Source organism: Fibrobacter sp. UWH1 (assembly GCF_002210365.1).
Lineage (GTDB): Bacteria > Fibrobacterota > Fibrobacteria > Fibrobacterales > Fibrobacteraceae > Fibrobacter.
In genome coordinates, this window is sequence record NZ_MWQG01000016.1 from 32,198 (window position 1) to 48,700 (window position 16,503).

Annotated in this window: 14 protein-coding genes; 3 read left to right on the forward strand and 11 right to left on the reverse strand. The window is 51.3% G+C overall.

Features of this window, described 5'->3' with window-relative positions; all coding sequences use genetic code 11:
- Positions 1 to 12: 12 nt before the first annotated feature.
- From infB to rimP, 3 genes are all read right to left on the reverse strand, one after another.
- Positions 13 to 3,147, reverse strand: coding sequence for a translation initiation factor IF-2 (infB, locus tag B7992_RS08870; RefSeq protein ID WP_088666083.1), 3,135 nt, complete (start codon positions 3,145 to 3,147; stop codon positions 13 to 15).
- A gap of 93 nt (positions 3,148 to 3,240) precedes the next feature.
- Entirely contained in the window at positions 3,241 to 4,413 is a 1,173-nt protein-coding gene (gene nusA, locus B7992_RS08875) for a transcription termination factor NusA (RefSeq protein WP_088658797.1), read from the reverse strand.
- Between the two features lie 15 nt (positions 4,414 to 4,428).
- Positions 4,429 to 4,881, reverse strand: a complete 453-nt coding sequence (rimP, locus tag B7992_RS08880) for a ribosome maturation factor RimP (protein WP_073155788.1) — start codon at positions 4,879 to 4,881, stop codon at positions 4,429 to 4,431.
- Between the two features lie 210 nt (positions 4,882 to 5,091).
- Here rimP and B7992_RS08885 point away from each other — a divergent pair, with 210 nt between their 5' ends.
- Positions 5,092 to 5,298: a hypothetical protein gene (locus B7992_RS08885; protein WP_073155785.1), complete on the forward strand. Its 207-nt coding sequence runs from the start codon at positions 5,092 to 5,094 to the stop codon at positions 5,296 to 5,298.
- A gap of 72 nt (positions 5,299 to 5,370) precedes the next feature.
- Here B7992_RS08885 and B7992_RS08890 read toward each other — a convergent pair whose 3' ends face one another.
- The 5 genes from B7992_RS08890 to B7992_RS08910 all read right to left on the reverse strand — a co-directional run bounded on the left by B7992_RS08890 (position 5,371) and on the right by B7992_RS08910 (position 10,222).
- Positions 5,371 to 6,093 (reverse strand): NUDIX domain-containing protein, encoded by a 723-nt coding sequence (locus B7992_RS08890; RefSeq protein WP_088666084.1) that lies wholly within the window; start codon positions 6,091 to 6,093, stop codon positions 5,371 to 5,373.
- Positions 6,094 to 6,100: 7 nt separating this feature from the next.
- The gene (locus B7992_RS08895; RefSeq protein WP_141100421.1) at positions 6,101 to 7,228 is read right to left on the reverse strand and encodes a hypothetical protein; all 1,128 of its coding nucleotides are present in this window, start codon (positions 7,226 to 7,228) and stop codon (positions 6,101 to 6,103) included.
- A 3-nt stretch (positions 7,229 to 7,231) separates the two neighbouring features.
- A complete protein-coding gene (locus B7992_RS08900) occupies positions 7,232 to 8,152 on the reverse strand; it encodes a M23 family metallopeptidase (RefSeq protein ID WP_073155777.1) in 921 nt (306 codons plus the stop codon).
- A gap of 16 nt (positions 8,153 to 8,168) precedes the next feature.
- Positions 8,169 to 8,822: an STAS domain-containing protein gene (locus B7992_RS08905; RefSeq protein ID WP_073155774.1), complete on the reverse strand. Its 654-nt coding sequence runs from the start codon at positions 8,820 to 8,822 to the stop codon at positions 8,169 to 8,171.
- Positions 8,823 to 8,893: 71 nt separating this feature from the next.
- Positions 8,894 to 10,222, reverse strand: a complete 1,329-nt coding sequence (locus B7992_RS08910; protein WP_088666086.1) for a hypothetical protein — start codon at positions 10,220 to 10,222, stop codon at positions 8,894 to 8,896.
- An 82-nt stretch (positions 10,223 to 10,304) separates the two neighbouring features.
- Between B7992_RS08910 and B7992_RS08915 the strand changes: the two genes are divergently transcribed.
- Positions 10,305 to 11,213 (forward strand): tyrosine-type recombinase/integrase, encoded by a 909-nt coding sequence (locus B7992_RS08915; protein ID WP_073155769.1) that lies wholly within the window; start codon positions 10,305 to 10,307, stop codon positions 11,211 to 11,213.
- Between the two features lie 163 nt (positions 11,214 to 11,376).
- Here B7992_RS08915 and B7992_RS08920 read toward each other — a convergent pair whose 3' ends face one another.
- The 3 genes from B7992_RS08920 to B7992_RS08930 are packed head-to-tail and all read right to left on the reverse strand — an operon-like array spanning position 11,377 to position 15,089.
- Positions 11,377 to 12,504: a hypothetical protein gene (locus B7992_RS08920; protein ID WP_073155766.1), complete on the reverse strand. Its 1,128-nt coding sequence runs from the start codon at positions 12,502 to 12,504 to the stop codon at positions 11,377 to 11,379.
- Between the two features lie 9 nt (positions 12,505 to 12,513).
- Positions 12,514 to 13,707, reverse strand: a complete 1,194-nt coding sequence (locus tag B7992_RS08925; RefSeq protein WP_073155763.1) for a hypothetical protein — start codon at positions 13,705 to 13,707, stop codon at positions 12,514 to 12,516.
- Positions 13,708 to 13,730: 23 nt separating this feature from the next.
- On the reverse strand, positions 13,731 to 15,089 hold the full coding sequence (locus B7992_RS08930; RefSeq protein ID WP_088666087.1) for an MATE family efflux transporter: 1,359 nt from the start codon (positions 15,087 to 15,089) through the stop codon (positions 13,731 to 13,733).
- Between the two features lie 122 nt (positions 15,090 to 15,211).
- Here B7992_RS08930 and ychF point away from each other — a divergent pair, with 122 nt between their 5' ends.
- Positions 15,212 to 16,309 carry a redox-regulated ATPase YchF gene (gene ychF / locus B7992_RS08935; protein WP_073155757.1) on the forward strand — a complete coding sequence of 366 codons (1,098 nt, stop codon included), beginning with the start codon at positions 15,212 to 15,214 and terminating at the stop codon, positions 16,307 to 16,309.
- Positions 16,310 to 16,503: the final 194 nt, after the last annotated feature.

Below are 16,503 nucleotides of genomic sequence, written 5' to 3' on the forward strand. Positions count from 1 at the left end.
TATGGTAATCGCTTACGCTTCGGAAGATTCAGCCTGCTTCTTGGCTTTTTCTTCGGCTTCTTCGCGGGCCACATCCTTCAAGGTACGTGCAACGGAGACTTCCTTGAAGAAGATCAAGCTATCGCCTTCACGAATATCGTCGTAACCCTTAAGACCGATACCGCATTCGAAGCCACGAGCAACGGACTTGACATCGTCCTTAAGACGCTTGAGGGACTGAACCACGGTAGTACCCAGTTCTACACCATTGCGGTATACGCGGACATGGCTTTCGCGGTCCACGGAACCATCGGTAACCATACAGCCGGCGATGAGACCGACCTTGGGAACCTTGAAGACCTGGCGAATTTCGGCTTCGCCGCTGAGTTCTTCGCGCATGGTGGGCTTAAGCAAGCCTTCCACAGCGTTGGTAATATCTTCGATACAGTCGTAAATCACGCGGTAGTTGCGGATTTCGATGCCTTCCTTCTGGGCCATTTCGCGGACAGCGAGAGACGGCATCAAGTGGAAGGAAACGATGATAGCCTGAGCGGTAGTAGCAAGCAAGATATCGGATTCCGTGATAGTACCAACACCCTTACGGATGATGTTCACGCGGACTTCCTTATTGGTAAGCTTTTCGAGGGATGCGGCAAGAGCTTCGGCAGAACCACCCACGTCAGCCTTGACGATGAGGTTGAGTTCAGAGAGCTTACCATCCTTCTTTTCGTTAAACGTATTTTCAAGAGAAACAGTCTTACGGGCGCGGAGGTCGCGTTCACGGGCGGCCATACGACGCTTGGAAGCAATTTCTCGTGCGGCCTTTTCGTCTTCCACAACGATAAGGTCATCACCAGCCTGAGGGGTACCGTCAAAGCCAAGCACCTGGCAAGGTGCAGAAGGCGGAACTTCCTTGAGCTGTTCGCCACGTTCGTTGAACATAGCACGGACACGACCAGCGTAGATACCGCAGACAAACGGGTCACCCACATGGAGAGTACCGTTCTGCACGAGGATCGTAGCCATGGAACCCTTACCCACGTCAAGCTTGGATTCAACCACAGCACCGCGAGCGTGAGCATCCGGGTTAGCCTTAAGTTCAAGAACTTCGGCTTCAAGAGCCAGAGTTTCGAGGAGCTGATCCATACCCTGACCGGTACGGGCAGAGACTTCGATACAGCTAGTAGTACCACCCCACTGTTCCACTTCTACGCCGCGTTCGGCCAGCTGGGCACGAATCTTGTCGGGGTTAGCAGTGGGAAGGTCGATCTTGGTAATGGCCACGACCATGGGAACCTTTTCGCGCTTTGCAAGTTCGATAGATTCAACAGTCTGGGGCATGACCATAGAGTCAGCAGCCACAACCAGCACGATAACGTCGGTCACCTGAGAACCGCGAGCACGCATAGCACTGAAGGCTTCGTGACCCGGGGTATCAAGGAAGGTAACCTTGCCCTGGCTGGTGGTAACTTCGTAAGCACCGATATGCTGGGTAATGCCGCCGGATTCGCCGGAGACCACGTGAGTCTTACGGATCCAGTCGAGGAGAGAAGTCTTACCGTGGTCAACGTGACCCATCACAGTCACCACCGGATGGCGGGGCTGCAGATTTTCGGTGGATTCTTCTTCAACACCCAGTGCTTCTTCTTCGTATTCTTCCATCAGCTGGGCTTCGAAACCGAATTCGTCGGCCAGGAGCTGGATGGTTTCAAAGTCAAGGCGAGCGTTGATGGTCACCATCATGCCCATTTCCATGCACTTTGCGATAACGCGAGCAGGCATCTGTTCCATCAGGCCGGCAAGTTCGCCAACAGTGATGAAGTCAGAAGTCTTAAGAATCTTCTTTTCTTCAGAAACTTCGCCTTCGGCCTTTTCCTTACGGTAAACCTTCTTGACAGGCTTCTTGGAAAGGTCAGCCATCACGCGAGAAACGTTCTGACGTACGGCTTCCTGCTGCTGTTCCTTCTGCTGGTCGCGATCCTTACCGTTGTTTCCACGACGGTTCTTGTCGTTCTGACCATGGCGACCATTCTGCTGACCGGGCTTTCCACCCTTGCCATTCTGGTTCTGACCGCCAAAGCCACCCTGGCCACCAAAGGCCTGGTTGTTGCTTGCATTGAAGGCATCCTGCATAGAGGAGCCGGTAAAGCCGCTGGTGCGGCCAGTAAAGGAACGACCGCCATTGTTGTTATTGCGATCACCACCGGGGCCACCCTGGCCCGGACGACGGTTACCGCCATTGCGGTTGTCCTGACCGCCATTGTTGTTCAGGCGGCCAAAAGTTCCAGTGTAACCCTGGGCATTGCCGTTTCCACGGGGACCGCCGGGGCCACGATGTCCGCCGCGGTTCTGCTGAGCCATCTGGCGAGACTTTTCGATACGAGCAAGAATTGCTGCATCGGGTTTAAAGACCTGAGCCTTCATAGGAGGCTGCTTCAGTTCCATACCCGGAGTAACCATGGCGGGAGCTTCTGCAGCAGGCTTGGCAGCTGCGGGAGCGACAGGAGCCGGCTTGGCAGCGGGAGCCTCAGCCTTGGGAGCGGCAGCCGGTGCAGCAGGCTTAACAGCGGCAGGAGCCACAGGCTTAACTTCAGCCTTGGGAGCTTCGACCGGCTTGGCTTCAACCTTAGGAGCAGCGGAAGCGGCAGGAGCAGCAGGCTTAACTTCGGCCTTGGGAGCTTCGACCAGCTTGGCTTCGACCTTGGGAGCTGCGGGAGCGGCAGGGGCAGCAGGCTTAACTGCAGCAGGTGCGGCAGGAGCCACAGGTTTAACCTCAGCCTTGGGAGCTTCGGCAACAGGGGCAGCAGCGGGCTTAGAAACCGCAGCGGCAGGAGTAGCAGCGCCCTTCTTGATGGTGACCTTGGCACCCTTAATGAGAGTTGCCTTCAGAGTACGACCACCAGCGGCGGGGGCAGCGGGCTTCTTGGCAGCGCTTGCGCTAGGAGCATGGTCAGCCGTATTCTTCTTCAAATTCTTGTTACGAGCTTCGGCCTTCTGCTTTTCAGCTTCGGCAGCGGCTTCGATCTTCTCATAGTCTGCGGCGGCAACCTTGGACATGTGAGTACGGACAGTTACGCCCGCGTCGCGAAGCAGTTTCATAACAACGTCAACCTTGACGCCGTGGGATTCAGCCCAATCTGTAGGTTTAATTTGATCTTCAATTGCCATGAATTAGCTTTCCATATTCCTTTTTTCAATTCTTTCAAGCCTACACCCCTTGTGCAGGCCCCTTTGACCTTCAGCGATCTACGCTAACTTCGATTAGCGACCCTTACGGCCTGCAGCCTGGTGCATATCGGCCACAGAGGGAGAAGTGATCTTAGCCTTGGTCTCATCGTCCTTTTCGGACCATTCCTTTTCGCCAAACACATCCAGGTTACGCTGAACGAGTTCTGCAGCCAGCTTGACGTTCTGGCCGTTCTTACCGATTGCCAGAGCCAGGTTTTCGTCGCTGATGATAACGACAGTGCGACGAGTTTCAGGAACGTGAATCAACTTAATGACGTTTGCCGGAGCGAGAGCGCGCTGGATGAACACATCCAGATCCGGATTCCACTGAACGATGTCGATACGTTCGTTGCCCAGTTCGCGGACGATAGTCTGAACGCGAGCACCCTTCATGCCGACGCAAGCGCCAACGGGGTCGATCTTTTCGTCGCGGGAGTAAACGGCAATCTTAGCACGGAAACCCGGTTCGCGGGCGACACCCTTCATTTCGACAGTGCCTTCGTAAATTTCGGGAACTTCCTGACGGAACAGTTCCTTGAGGAAGTCACCGTTAGCGCGGGACAGGATCACCTGTGCGCCAGTCTTGGAGGATTCTTCGACGCGAGCGATAACAGCCTTGATGGAAGCGCCCTGGGTCCAGCGTTCACGCTTGATCTGTTCGCGGAACGGGATCATAGCTTCGGTCTGCTTGCCCAGCTTGACGATGATGTTGCTCTGTTCGAGACGGAGAACTTCGCCGCTGACCATGGAGCCGATACGGCTACGATAGGTGTCCATAATCTTCTGACGTTCGACGTCGCGGATCTGCTGGTTCAGGAGCTGCTTAGCAGTCTGGATAGCCTGACGGCCGAAGGTGGAAATAGGAATTTCCATTTCCAGGGAGTCACCGGGCTGAGCGTCTTCGTTGAATTCACGAGCTTCTTCAACCAGCATGTAACCCTTGTCCAGTTCTTCCACTTCGTCAGCGGTCATTTCAGGATCGTAATCCGGATAGTCGTCAACAACGGCCACGCGAAGGAACACATGAACTTCGTTGGTTTCCATATCGAAGTCCACATCGATTTTCTTCTCGATATGCAGGTACTTGCGAGCTGCAGTGACCAGGGCTTCCTTGAGAGCATTCAGGACAACGGAATCTTCCATATCCTTGGCTTCGACAACGCCCTTCAGCACTTCGAGCAAATTAACTTTCGGTTCGTTCTTCATAACATGACCTTCCTATTATATTTGTACATCTACTTTCGCTACCAGCACTTCGGACCGAGGAATGACCACATTCTCGGGATTGCCTTTTACGGTTAGCGTCAAATTTTCTTCATCCGCATCAACCAGAGTGCCAACGACAGGCTTACCTGTGCTGCGTGTTACGCGGATATTGCGACCCTTGTTGCGGGTAAAATCGGCGACCGACTTCAGGGGGCGGTCCAACCCGGGAGAAGACACTTCCAGGGTGAAAGCACCTTCAATAATCTCGGGATCCAAGTCAAAAGCGTCAGAGAGGTGGTGGCTGACAGCAGTGCAGTCATCGATAGATACGCCTTCGGGCTTGTCAATGTAAAGGCGGAGAGTCTTTCTCTTTCCGGCGCGGAACAAATCCTGTTCCACCAATGTAACGCCAGCTGCAGCGCAAGCTTCGGCGATCAGTGCATCCAACTTTAAGTTCGGGGCTGCCAAATAGACCTCTTATATAAAAATTGCCATCCGCTTACGGAAGACTCCTTGCACAGAAACTCAGTTCGAGGCGAGGCGTTTTCCACGGATAGTCTAAAACCAGCACAAATAGAGAAATTTTAAAGAGGTGTTTCAACCACCCAAGATAAAAAAAGCGGGTAAAACACCGCTAATTGTGAATGATCCAGTAAAAAAAGCTATTTTAGGGCCACTATGACGTACGTACTCCTTATTCTCGCATCCCTGATTGGCCTGGCAGCCTGCGCATTCTATCTCCGCAAGAACATCATTGTCATCAAGGAAAAGAATAAGAATGAACCCAAGGCCTACAAGCGCGGCATGAACTACGTCCTCACCGGCCTGTGGTACGGATACCTGATTATCTTCTTCGTCGGCCTCACGATCAATAACATAGTTTAAAGGTTAAAGGTTAAAGGTTAAAGGTTAAAGGTTAAAGGAAATTTCTTTAACCTTTCCGCTTTACGCTATACGCTAAACCTCTCGGCCCTGAGATTTCAGCCAACGTTCGTACAGGAACATGGCGATAAAGTTCTTACCGTCGATAAATTGATGGGCAGCCTCTTCGTAAGGCAGAACTTCAGTACGGATCCATTCGATTTCTTCGGTATACTGCTGGTCCTTTCCGTCCATGGCCTTCAGCTGTTCGGGAGTGACCTCGCGTTCAATGGCATACAGGCGGATACGTTCGTCCAGAAGTCCGCAACTGGCCGCAAAGCCTTCGCTCTTGCCCTTATACCAGAAGTCCATCAAGTCAATCAGTTCAGAATCGTCTGCCTTGATCTGGGCTTCTTCTTCCAGTTCAGACAGGGCCACCTTGCGGTAATCCCCAGTCCAGTCCAGAATGCCTGCAGGAATTTCAAGAGAATCCTGTTCCGAAATTGCAAAACGGGGCTGACGAACCAACAGCAGGTAAGGCTTACCTTCGCAGCGGAGCACAATCAGAACGCCCACTGCATTACCGCGCACCAGTACGATCCCGTGAACCGGACGTCCATCCGGCAAGAAAGCAGCAGCCTCCAGCTTTATAAATAAAGGTTGACGGCCCTTTCTCAGAAAATCCACAGAAGCAAAATGGACCTTGGTCACCTTGAACTTCTTTTCGGAAGCCGCAAGCCAGTCCGTATAAATTCTCGAATTAAGAACAACTTCCTTGTCAGATTCGGCAATCTCTGCCGCAAAAGAATATTCGATCATCTAAAGCCTACTTTTTTGAAGCGGCGGAATCCACGATCAGGGTATCAGGAGCAACATCGGCATTCTTCCAGACCTTAATCAGACTATCCAGTCGACCCAGGGAATCCACCACAATCTTGTTTCCAGACAAATTATACAGCATCCACTGACTCCCGGTAGAAGGTCCGCAAAACGTTTCGTCTTCCCCAGGGCTAAACAACTGTCTAATAAAACGGACTCGCTGACCCACTCCATAGTAGGCCGTGGCAAAGGCGGCGAAGGTTCCGCACTTGGGGATCTTTTCCATATAGTAAGTGCTGTAATGCCATATGGTATCAGGGCGTACCTGAAGTTCCCCAAGATCCGTGGAATCGTTTTCCCACTTGTTCTTGGTGCAGTACACGGAATCCGTATCGGCACAGGCGTAATGCACCGGCACCAAGTTAGTATCAGACAAATTCCAGCTGGTGGGATAGATTGTATCAGGCACCACGTTCTTGCACATGTCGATGCGGTAGGTACAAGTCGATTTCATGGCACGCCAATAAAATTCGCGAGGCGTCAGGGAATCCAGTACACGAATGATGGTCGGCTGCCCCAGCTTATCCTTGCCCTTGGTACGTAGCGGATAATTGTGGGCGTCGGCAAAACTGGAATCCATGTAAATAAAGAACGTATCCTTGGAAAGCGATCCGCGACGAACCAGAATGGAATCCAAAACGGAGTCAGCATCGTTCTGCACCTTGAGCATACCGACCCCGCGAACATCCTCATCGCGAACAATCTGCTTAATGAGCGTATCGGGTCTGTAGTAGGGGGCGGAACAATCCTTGTCTGTAACCAGGATGTCGATATCAGGCTTAATCCAGCCCACAGAATCAGTACGAGAAAAACCAAGATTGATAGACTTTAATGCACAATTAGAAAAAGTCCACATTTTTCCAAGTTGCAAATAAAGGGTATCCCCCACCAGATGAATCGCCTTACCGGAATCCAGGGACGCCGAAAGGAAATAGCCCTTGCCCGCAAAGACATCGTCACTGTAGGTTGCAGACAGGGGGCCATCCGTATCCTTTTCACAACCCACATAGAACCCCAGCACCCAAATGGCACACAGGGTTACAAACAACATTTTTGTCGAACGCAACCACTTCATAAACTAAAAACCCAAACTCTTCACGAAAGCACGAATATGTTCATCCTGGACGGGATGGGTTGCCTCATAAAAGTCCGTCCAACGAACAAACAGACCGTTCTGACGAACCGTCAAAAAGAAGGTTGCACTATCCTGGGGAGGAAGACTGCCCAACCGGGTTTCAAAGAATACCTCGCTCCCGACCTTGACCTCATCGTTTAGGGATCCTAGACCAGACGTCCTACTCATCACATTGTAGCCATGGTCGATATCCACGAAATAGCCCAGGGAATCCTTGCCCGTTCCCAAGACCTTACCCGAAAGCACCGGGTGAACAGGAGCCTCGCCAATACCACGGAACACGTCCATTCCCAGCAGAGATTCCTGACCTTCGAAGTCGAAGTCCTCGGTAATGGGGAGAGCAGACCACTTCAAGGGCTGACGGGGGCACACCCCCGGATAACGGCAGCCGGTGGCCTTGTTAATCCAGACAAAACTGGAATCGGGTTTCATGTAACGCAAAAAAATCGACTGAGTACTATCGTCGTGAACAACCAGAGAAGCATCACTAAAATTCTTGCGGGAAGCGATCCAGTGCAATTTTGATTTGGAAGAATGGCGGAGCTGCGACACATAGCGCAGGAAGGAATTGGGCAGACGACTGACTTCAGTAGAATCGTCAATCACCCAGGAGCACTGTCCCAGGCCGCGTTCCAAATTGAAGGATGTACCGCCATAGGCCAAACATTTCTCATCCCAACTCAGCTCCGCCGGTTCACTCTCGTTGCCGATCTGGGAAAGGGTGTCGGCAATTTTCGTCACCAGGCCAGACCAGTACACAAAGAAGGCGGCCACGGCAATCAGCAGCAGTCGCAACAGAGGAAACTTGTGGGTAGAGTTTATAGGCTTTTGCTTGCCCTTGTACTCTTGAAAGTCAGCGGCCATCTTAAACTAGAGCCAACTAGAAGGTAAAGAAAGCCAGGGTACCGCCAATGGCAGCCAGCATAAGGAGAACCACAATCACCACAGTCTTTGCGGAAGACGGTTCATCATCGAAAGGAACATCGAGACCTTTCTTGGGCTTATCCTTATCGTCCTTGACAATAGCATTGAAGCTCTTGGTAAAGCGACGGTGAGGGCCAGTGTGACGATCCAGGGGAGCGGTCCTGGGCACCTCGATATGAGAAATATTGTTCTGGGAAGCCACAGGGGCGGGCTTGGCCAGCATTTCCACCGGTTCAGCATCAGCCTCGGGAACATCCTTATGCAAGGAGAAGGACATCATGTCGGCTTCGAAGGCGAAAACGCGGATTGTCTTGTCGAGACCGGCCTTCTTCAGACCATCTACAATAACCTGGTTGCTAGTAAGGACTGCAAACATACCGCCATTGGAAGCCATTTCCTGCTGGAACTGGATAAAGGCGTTGTAGGCATCGCTGTAGACGAAATCAAGGCCAGTCAAATCCACAGCAAGGAACCGCTCATCCTTCTTCTGGTCCAGGAGAGCACGAACGTCTTTCTTGAATTGTTCGGCGTCAAAAGCCCCTATAGGATTCAAGGGGGCCGAGATCAAATCAAAAATTCCAACTTCGCGATAATTCTTTAACTGAGGCATGACAGAAAATATAACCTAAAATTTAAACGCCCGTGAGCTAACTCACTAAAAAAATGATACCTAGAACCCCTCTATTCGAGAATTTCGTCGTCCGTTTCTACAAAAACAGGCCTTGATTCAACGCCAGCTCTTTTTTCTGTAAGCTTTTCTGCAGACGATTCCTCGGCAGTTTGCCCAGATACTTCCGACGATTTTTCAGTCAGTCCCGCCCCCTGAGACTCGGAAGCGACTGCAGTTCCCGCAGATTCCGCCGCCAAGGATTCAGCACTGGCAGCACCTTCCACGTCATCGGCACCATCTACAAAATCATCCGGTTCCTCGGTCAGGACCGCGCGCTTGCGAATCTGGGCTTCGGGAGTTCCGTCCTTAGGCTTCCTAGAGAACAGGTAGGGGCTGAAGCTGAAGCTGACTCGATGCACAGGAGAAAGCACCGGGTGGGATTCAAAGGCGTAGTCCACCTTAAGGAACTTGGCAATTGTAAGACCTGCACCAGCAGTTACACTCTGGAAGGTGGTAAAGCTGCTAAGACCTGCACGCAACGAAAGACCGAAGTCAAAGGTAAATTCCAGACCGCCGCGACCACCTGAGAGCCAAGCCAGAGGATCATCCCAGATACGGCCATCGCCGTCATTATCTTCGTTAAAATCCATTTCGCGAGCTTCATGATGCAGAAGTCCTGCCCCCTGCCAATAGAAGTTCAGCTTGCCATACAGGTAAGGCACGTCAATGCCATAGCTGGCAGCCAGGTAGAGTTCAGGCGCACTGTATTCGAATTCTCCGGATTCCCAGGAGGCCGCCGAAGAAGTCCATCCTTTTAAAAGTCCAGACAGAACAAAGTTGTCTACAACCCGGTAACGGAGTCCCGCGTCACCACGGAAGCCGTAGCCCGTCTGGTCCAGTTCGCGGTACAGACCATGGAAACTTACACCAAGAGAAAGCCTATCCGTCAGGCGCTTACCCACAGAAACAGAAAAGACGTAGTCGGCAATAGAAAGGGTATTGTAGTCCGAACCTTCAGGCAGCGGTTCCCCATCCTTGATGTAAGGAATGTCATCTGCGCCATAGCGGGCAAAAGCCACACCCAGGCCAAGACCATTCCCTAGGGGCATGGTGGCAGAAGCGAAATCATACTTGGTATCTTCGTAGTACTCCGTATGGGAGAAACTGCCCCAGGCATAATTCATGTCGGCCAGTTGGTACGGATTGGAAAGCAGACCCAGGTAGTCGCCATCCACAGCCATAGTCGCAGAACCCAACGCCGCAGAACGAGCTCCGGGCTCCACATCCAGGGAGGCATTGGCCCCAACGACACGATCCGCAGCATAGGAATAAACCGCCCCCAATACAACCAGGAGAGCACTAACCAGACCACGGAACGAATATTTTTTTGCCATTGCCATAACTTGACACACAAGATAGATTATTTTTGTGTCGCGGACAAAGAACTTCTCACTTTAATGGGATCATTAGGACAACAAGGGCATGAACCTCTCGGATTACTTCGTCAAATTCTTGGATTATCTGGAAAACCAGCGCAAGTTCGCCAAGATGACCGTCGAAACCTACGGTCATTCCCTAGAAAAATTTCGCACGTTCCTGGACGCCAATGGTAAAAACGCAAACCTTACCCTAGAAGACTTTACAGAAATAAACGTCAAGGGGTTCGTCTGGGACATGAAACAGAAGCAGGGGCTAGCCCCCGCCAGCATCTGCGAACACCTCGCAGCCCTAAAAAGCTTCGGCAAATACTTAGTACGTTCCATGGTCCTCAAGACCAATCCTGCCGGAAATGTGCCCATGCCCAAGAAGCCCAAACGCCTGGTAAATTTTCTGAGTCAGAAAGATCTAGACGAAACCAAGTTTCCTGAACTTGAAAATCCGACTTACAAACAAGTTCGCGCCCGTTTTTTATTGGAACTGATTTACGGTTCCGGCCTGCGAATTTCCGAATGTCAAAGTTTGCACTGGAACCAGATTTCAGAAACAGAGCATACGGTACGCGTCATCGGTAAGGGTAGCAAGGAACGAATCGTCCCCATCACAGAATCTCTGCTCAAATACATCGGAATGTTCAAACAAGCCGAAATTGAAAACGGGATGTCCCCTACCCCTACGGGATTTGTATTCCAGTCCAAGAACGGCGGCGCCATCCATGTGGTAATCTTACGCAAGGACATTCACGATTTGCTCCGTGACATCGGATGGGAAGGCAAGGCCAGCCCGCACGTATTGCGACACAGTTTCGCCACCCACCTTCTGGAAAACGGAGCCGAAATCATGAGCGTCAAGGAAATGCTGGGGCACGAAAGCATCAGCACAACCCAGGTTTACACCCACGTTAGCGCAGAACGCCTCCGCGAAGCCTTCAAAAAAACACACCCACGCGCGTAAGATGATGCAAGGGGGGCACTCCCCCCTTGCGTAATTCAAAAATATCGGGGCATTTAATACTCAGAAATTTCTGGGTAGGCAATTTACTTTTTCACACAAAAAAAGCCCGAGCATTTGCGCGGACTTTTGTAAATCGGTGTTTTGCAAGTTTGCCTTGCGTCTTTTAGAAGAAACTTCCTTTAATGCCTACAGCAATAGTCCATTGCTGTCCAAAGTCATCCCAGTCAGGGGCGTCCCACTTTTTCATAGGGCTCTCGTCGTATTCATCCTTGGGATCGGCAGCATTGCTCTTGTCATGGAGCGGCAGGGAGAATCCGATATACACCGGGAAATCCGAGTTCGAAAATTCAATGCCGTAAGCAAAAGCCACAGACCACGCCTGATGATCCGGATCGGGACGAGGATCATAAGTTCCTGCCTTTTCAGAAGAAATCCAGGCAACGCCCAGAGGCACAGAGAAACTCATACCGAAGGACTGCACAATTCCCGGGCGACCACGATAACCATAGGCAACAGAGCCTCCAACAGAGGGCGGTGTATAGGCGCCCAGATCGTTTTCACCGTAGAACTTGAATCGATAATCAAAACGTTTTCCGCTATGATCCAGATCCTTCCAATAGGTATCGTTAAATTCATTTTCGCCGGAGAAGGGATGCATGGCAAAAGGATGAGTATAACTCAAACCATAAAGCCAGATGCCCTTGTCGGTATCACGGCTATAATCCCAGCCCAGGGTCAGACTGTATAGGCCAGAACCCTTCTGGAAACTGCTAGGCAGAATTTCCTCAGAAGCATCGGTACCGCGCTTGATGTCGTACTGCCCCGTAGGAATCGTAAGACTTGCACTTAGGGAAGCGGCACCACCACTACCAATCGTCTTGCTAAAGTCAAAGGAAACGTCACCCATACCACCCGTGGTACGGTCCGTCGGAATCTGGTTGCTACGATACTGGACTTCACCCTGATGGCTCATCCAGGGAACCGTCACACCCAACTTAGTTGACCAGGTGGGTTTAATGGAAAAGTGAGGGGACACAGTCATGCCGGAGAAGTTCTGTCCCACATTATATTTGGTAAAAACTTCCGTTTCAAGATAGCCACCAGATACTCCCTGGCCAATCCACTTGATACCATCACCGGAGCCGCCGCCAGAACCGCCAGCACCGCAACCGCCAATGGACTCCCAAGGGGTAGCAACTTCTACAGGTCCACTAAAACCAAGACCAAAGGCGGCAATTCCCGCCACCACGGCAAAAGCCATTCCGCAAATGTTTCTGTAATTCATCTTCATAGGGAACCCTTACGGAAGCTGCAAGACATAGGCACGGTTCGTTCCTGTAGTCAGGAAGTAGCCATCAGGAGAACGACCGCCAATCATGGGAACCGAAGTCAATTCGTAAATGTCATTACCCCACAAAATCTGCAAGTCTGCAGGAGCGCCTGCATTCAAGGAAACCTCGCGCATGGCTGTACGGCCTGCGGAACCATCCTGGGCAGAAACATCGGTCAAGTCATTCTTGTTCACAAACTGAGCACCCTGGGGGAACTCTGCCCAAGTCACGAAAACACGTTCTCCGTACTTGAACCAATGAGGTTGGGCGGGAGAACCCATCATACCTTCAGTCACAGGAATCTGGATAGGCTTAGAATCTTCAGACAATTCCTGCACATAGGAATTCCAACCATTCATAGAAGAATTCACTACGTTATAAACGACAAAGCGACCATCCGGAGAAATCAGGGGGCTATCCATCATCCAGCCATCCACACCAGCGGGCTTCTTCAAGGTCTTGGCCTTAGAAACTGCCTTCTTCAAATCACCAGAAGACAGATCTACAAATACGATTTCGTTGTTGCCATTGACATAGACAAGACGCACATCGTCGGTGCCAAAGAATCCCTTTATCGTAGATGCATCAGCAGTAGTATCTACCACGGCATCCGGAGAGACCCACACATGGGGCGTTGCAAATTCGCCGATATTCTTTTCGTAGAACCAGAACTTTTTCTTGTCTTGCATACGGGCGGCAAAGATGCCGTAATCTAGATTTTCGCAAGACTTGCTACCGCTCTTGTCGTAAGCGCGGAGAGCTACGATAAAGTTAGCATGGGTACTCCATTCGGGGTCCTGAAACTGGCATTCACCTGCAGCGGTATCACGCATCAAGTACCAGCGAACCGTATTGGACGTATCGGAAACCGTAAGACGGTCGTGCTGCACCACACCTGAAGTCGTATACTGGGAGTCCGGCGCAATCACGTTCAGCTTGCCACCAAAGTTCAGCCACAACATGGAACCTGGATAATTGACGGTATCCTGCGAAACAGAGGCGTTACAGATTTGCTTTCCCTCGTTAATAGGGTACAGATTTCCAATATCGGAAGTTGCCGTAGACGACTTCTTACCCGAGTCTCCGTCAAATTGTTCGGGCTCGTATACACAGGCGGTCAGGCCCATAAAGGCCGAAAATGCGGTGAGTATAAATTTCTTCATCAAGGAGAAATATATAAAACTGCCTATTTATCCTTAGACCACTCTAGTCTGGTTTTCCTTATAAAACGCAGGTATACAAGCACTAAAATCGTCCCCGTAGTGATCCAGCTCAAGGGATAGCACACCATAAGGGAGGCAAAAGTACCGAACTTGGGGAACATGGCGAACACCCAAAAAATACGCACACCGCAAATACCGAACACGCAAATTAGCGCAGGCAACATGGACTTGCCCATGCCACGCAAGGCTCCGGAGCACACATCAATAAGCACGTTGATGAATTCCAGACCAATTACGATATACACGCGGAAGGCTCCCGTTTCCACAATACTTTCGTCATTGGTAAAAATGGAAAGAATCGGGTGATAAAAAATGCTAACCAAGGCACCAAGGGTAAAAGTGGAAAGTCCCGACAGCAACAAGGTCCAGCGAACCGTCTTGCGGATACGATCCAAGTTGCGGGCGCCGTAATTCTGTCCCACGAAAGTAACGCAGGCATGGCCGAAGGAATTGAGCCAGAAATACACAATCAGCTCCGGATTCATGGCCACCGCCGAAGCCGCCACCGCCGTAGAACCCAAGGTGTTTATCGCCGACTGGATACACACATTGCTGAAGGAGAATACCGCTCCCTGCACACCCGCCGGCAACCCGATACGGATCATGCGGCTGAGCACAAAGGGAGTCACCCTAAGTTTCCAGAATTGGAATCTGAAAGGTCCCGTTTCCGTCTTCAAAAAATACAACAACGTAACAGAACTAATCACGTTGGAAATGACCGTTGCGATAGCCACCCCATCCACATCCATGTGGAGCCCCACCACGAACACAATGTTCAAAAGCAGGTTAATGGCACCGGCCACCAGAAGCACATAAAAGGGCCGTTTGGTATCCCCCTTGCTACGGAGCAACGCCGCACAGAAATTGTACAGCATGATGAAGGGCATACCCACGAAATAAATCCGGAAATACAAAACGGCATCATCGAGGATGTCTAACGGAGTAGAAATTGCCGTAAGAATCGGTCGGGCAAAGAACAACCCTATCAAGGCAAGCAGGATACCGCAAACCACGGAAACAGCCACCGCGGTGTGAACCCCTCGCGAAACAGATCGGGAGCTGCGTTCTCCAAGAGCGTTGGCCACCACCACGTTGGCCCCGATAGAGAGGCCCACGAAAAGGTTCACCATGAGGTTGATGACGAAGGTATTGGCACCCACCGCGGCAAGGGCCGCATCGCCAGCGAACTTACCCACAACTGCCACATCGGCAGAATTAAAAAGTTGCTGGAAAATGGAACTGGCAGCCAAGGGCACGGCAAACTTCAGGATCTTATCCCAAATCGAGCCCGAGAGCAAATCCATATTTTTAGCAGTAGCCATACATCACCTTTTTCGGCCCGCAAATTTAGCTTTTTAACCACCTCTCGGCATCCCCTTTTTACTAACTTTACATCGCAAAAAATTAAGCCGGAACATTCCGGCAGTTATAAACGGAGATTATCATGGGTTTTAAATGTGGTATCGTAGGTCTTCCCAACGTGGGCAAGAGCACCATCTTTAACGCAATCACCAACGCCGGCGCCGAAGCCGCCAACTACCCCTTCTGCACCATCGATCCCAACGTAGGTATGGTGAACGTTCCCGACGCACGTCTGGACGCCCTGGTAAAAGTTTATAATCCCAAGTCTATCGTTCCCGCCGTTACCGAATTCGTCGATATCGCAGGTCTCGTAAAGGGCGCCGCCCAGGGTGAAGGCCTTGGCAACCAGTTCCTGACCCACATCCGTGAATGCCAGGCTATCATGGAAGTGATTCGTTGCTTCGACGACGGCGACATCGTTCACGTCCATGGTTCCGTGGATCCGGTCCGCGATGTTGAAATCATCGAAACCGAACTGATCCTGAAGGATTTGGAATCCGTTGAAAAACGCCTGGCCACCGAAGCCAAGAACGCCCGTATGGGCGGTGCCGAAGCCAAGGCACGTCTGGCCGCTTGCGAAAAGCTCCGCGACGCCTTCCAGGAAGGTAAGGCCGCCCGCGGTCTCATCGGCGACAGCGAAGAAATGGACCAGGTCATCAAGGATCTGGCACTCCTCACAGCAAAGCCCCTGTTCTATTGTGCCAACGTGAAGGAAGACGACATCCTGACCGGCAACGCCTACGTGGACGCCCTCAAGGATTACGCCTCCAAGAACGGTCACGAAGTCATCATGATCAGCGGCAAGATCGAAGAAGAACTTTCTCAGATGGATCCCGCCGACAAGGTGGAATTCCTGAAGGATCTGGGTCTCCAGGAATCCGGTTTGGACGCCGTTGTCCGTAAGGGTTACGAAATTCTCGGCCTCCGTACCTTCCTTACCGCAGGCGAAAAGGAATGCCGTGCATGGACTTTTGAAGCTGGCTTCAAGGCTCCCCAGTGCGCAGGAGTCATCCACTCCGACTTCGAACGCGGCTTCATCCGTGCAGAAACCCTCTCCTTCGCCGACTTCGAAAAGTACGGCAGCTGGAACGCCGCCAAGGAAGCAGGCGTGCTCCGCACCGAAGGTAAGGAATACGTGGTGCAAGACGGCGACATCATGCTGTTCCGCTTCAACGTGTAGTTAGCTTAAAGCGCATAGCTGAAAGATTAAAGAAGTCTGCAGTTTCTCGACTGCGGGCTTTTTTCAATTATGAAATACGAAATATGAATTAATTGAATTCATCAATTCGTTTATAGTTAGCAGTTTCATACCAAACATCCAATATCTCATATCTAATAACTCATATCTATCTCTAGCGCCTCCGGCGCGATTAT

Bases quoted from the DNA above. Each gene is read 5' to 3' on its own strand.
- infB (WP_088666083.1), bottom strand. From the start codon at position 3,147: ATGGCAATTGAAGATCAAATTAAACCTACAGATTGGGCTGAATCCCAC.
- nusA (WP_088658797.1), bottom strand. From the start codon at position 4,413: ATGAAGAACGAACCGAAAGTTAATTTGCTCGAAGTGCTGAAGGGCGTT.
- B7992_RS08885 (WP_073155785.1), top strand. From the start codon at position 5,092: ATGACGTACGTACTCCTTATTCTCGCATCCCTGATTGGCCTGGCAGCC.
- B7992_RS08890 (WP_088666084.1), bottom strand. From the start codon at position 6,093: ATGATCGAATATTCTTTTGCGGCAGAGATTGCCGAATCTGACAAGGAA.
- B7992_RS08895 (WP_141100421.1), bottom strand. From the start codon at position 7,228: ATGAAGTGGTTGCGTTCGACAAAAATGTTGTTTGTAACCCTGTGTGCC.
- B7992_RS08900 (WP_073155777.1), bottom strand. From the start codon at position 8,152: ATGGCCGCTGACTTTCAAGAGTACAAGGGCAAGCAAAAGCCTATAAAC.
- B7992_RS08905 (WP_073155774.1), bottom strand. From the start codon at position 8,822: ATGCCTCAGTTAAAGAATTATCGCGAAGTTGGAATTTTTGATTTGATC.
- B7992_RS08910 (WP_088666086.1), bottom strand. From the start codon at position 10,222: ATGGCAATGGCAAAAAAATATTCGTTCCGTGGTCTGGTTAGTGCTCTC.
- B7992_RS08915 (WP_073155769.1), top strand. From the start codon at position 10,305: ATGAACCTCTCGGATTACTTCGTCAAATTCTTGGATTATCTGGAAAAC.
- B7992_RS08920 (WP_073155766.1), bottom strand. From the start codon at position 12,504: ATGAAGATGAATTACAGAAACATTTGCGGAATGGCTTTTGCCGTGGTG.
- B7992_RS08925 (WP_073155763.1), bottom strand. From the start codon at position 13,707: ATGAAGAAATTTATACTCACCGCATTTTCGGCCTTTATGGGCCTGACC.
- B7992_RS08930 (WP_088666087.1), bottom strand. From the start codon at position 15,089: ATGGCTACTGCTAAAAATATGGATTTGCTCTCGGGCTCGATTTGGGAT.
- ychF (WP_073155757.1), top strand. From the start codon at position 15,212: ATGGGTTTTAAATGTGGTATCGTAGGTCTTCCCAACGTGGGCAAGAGC.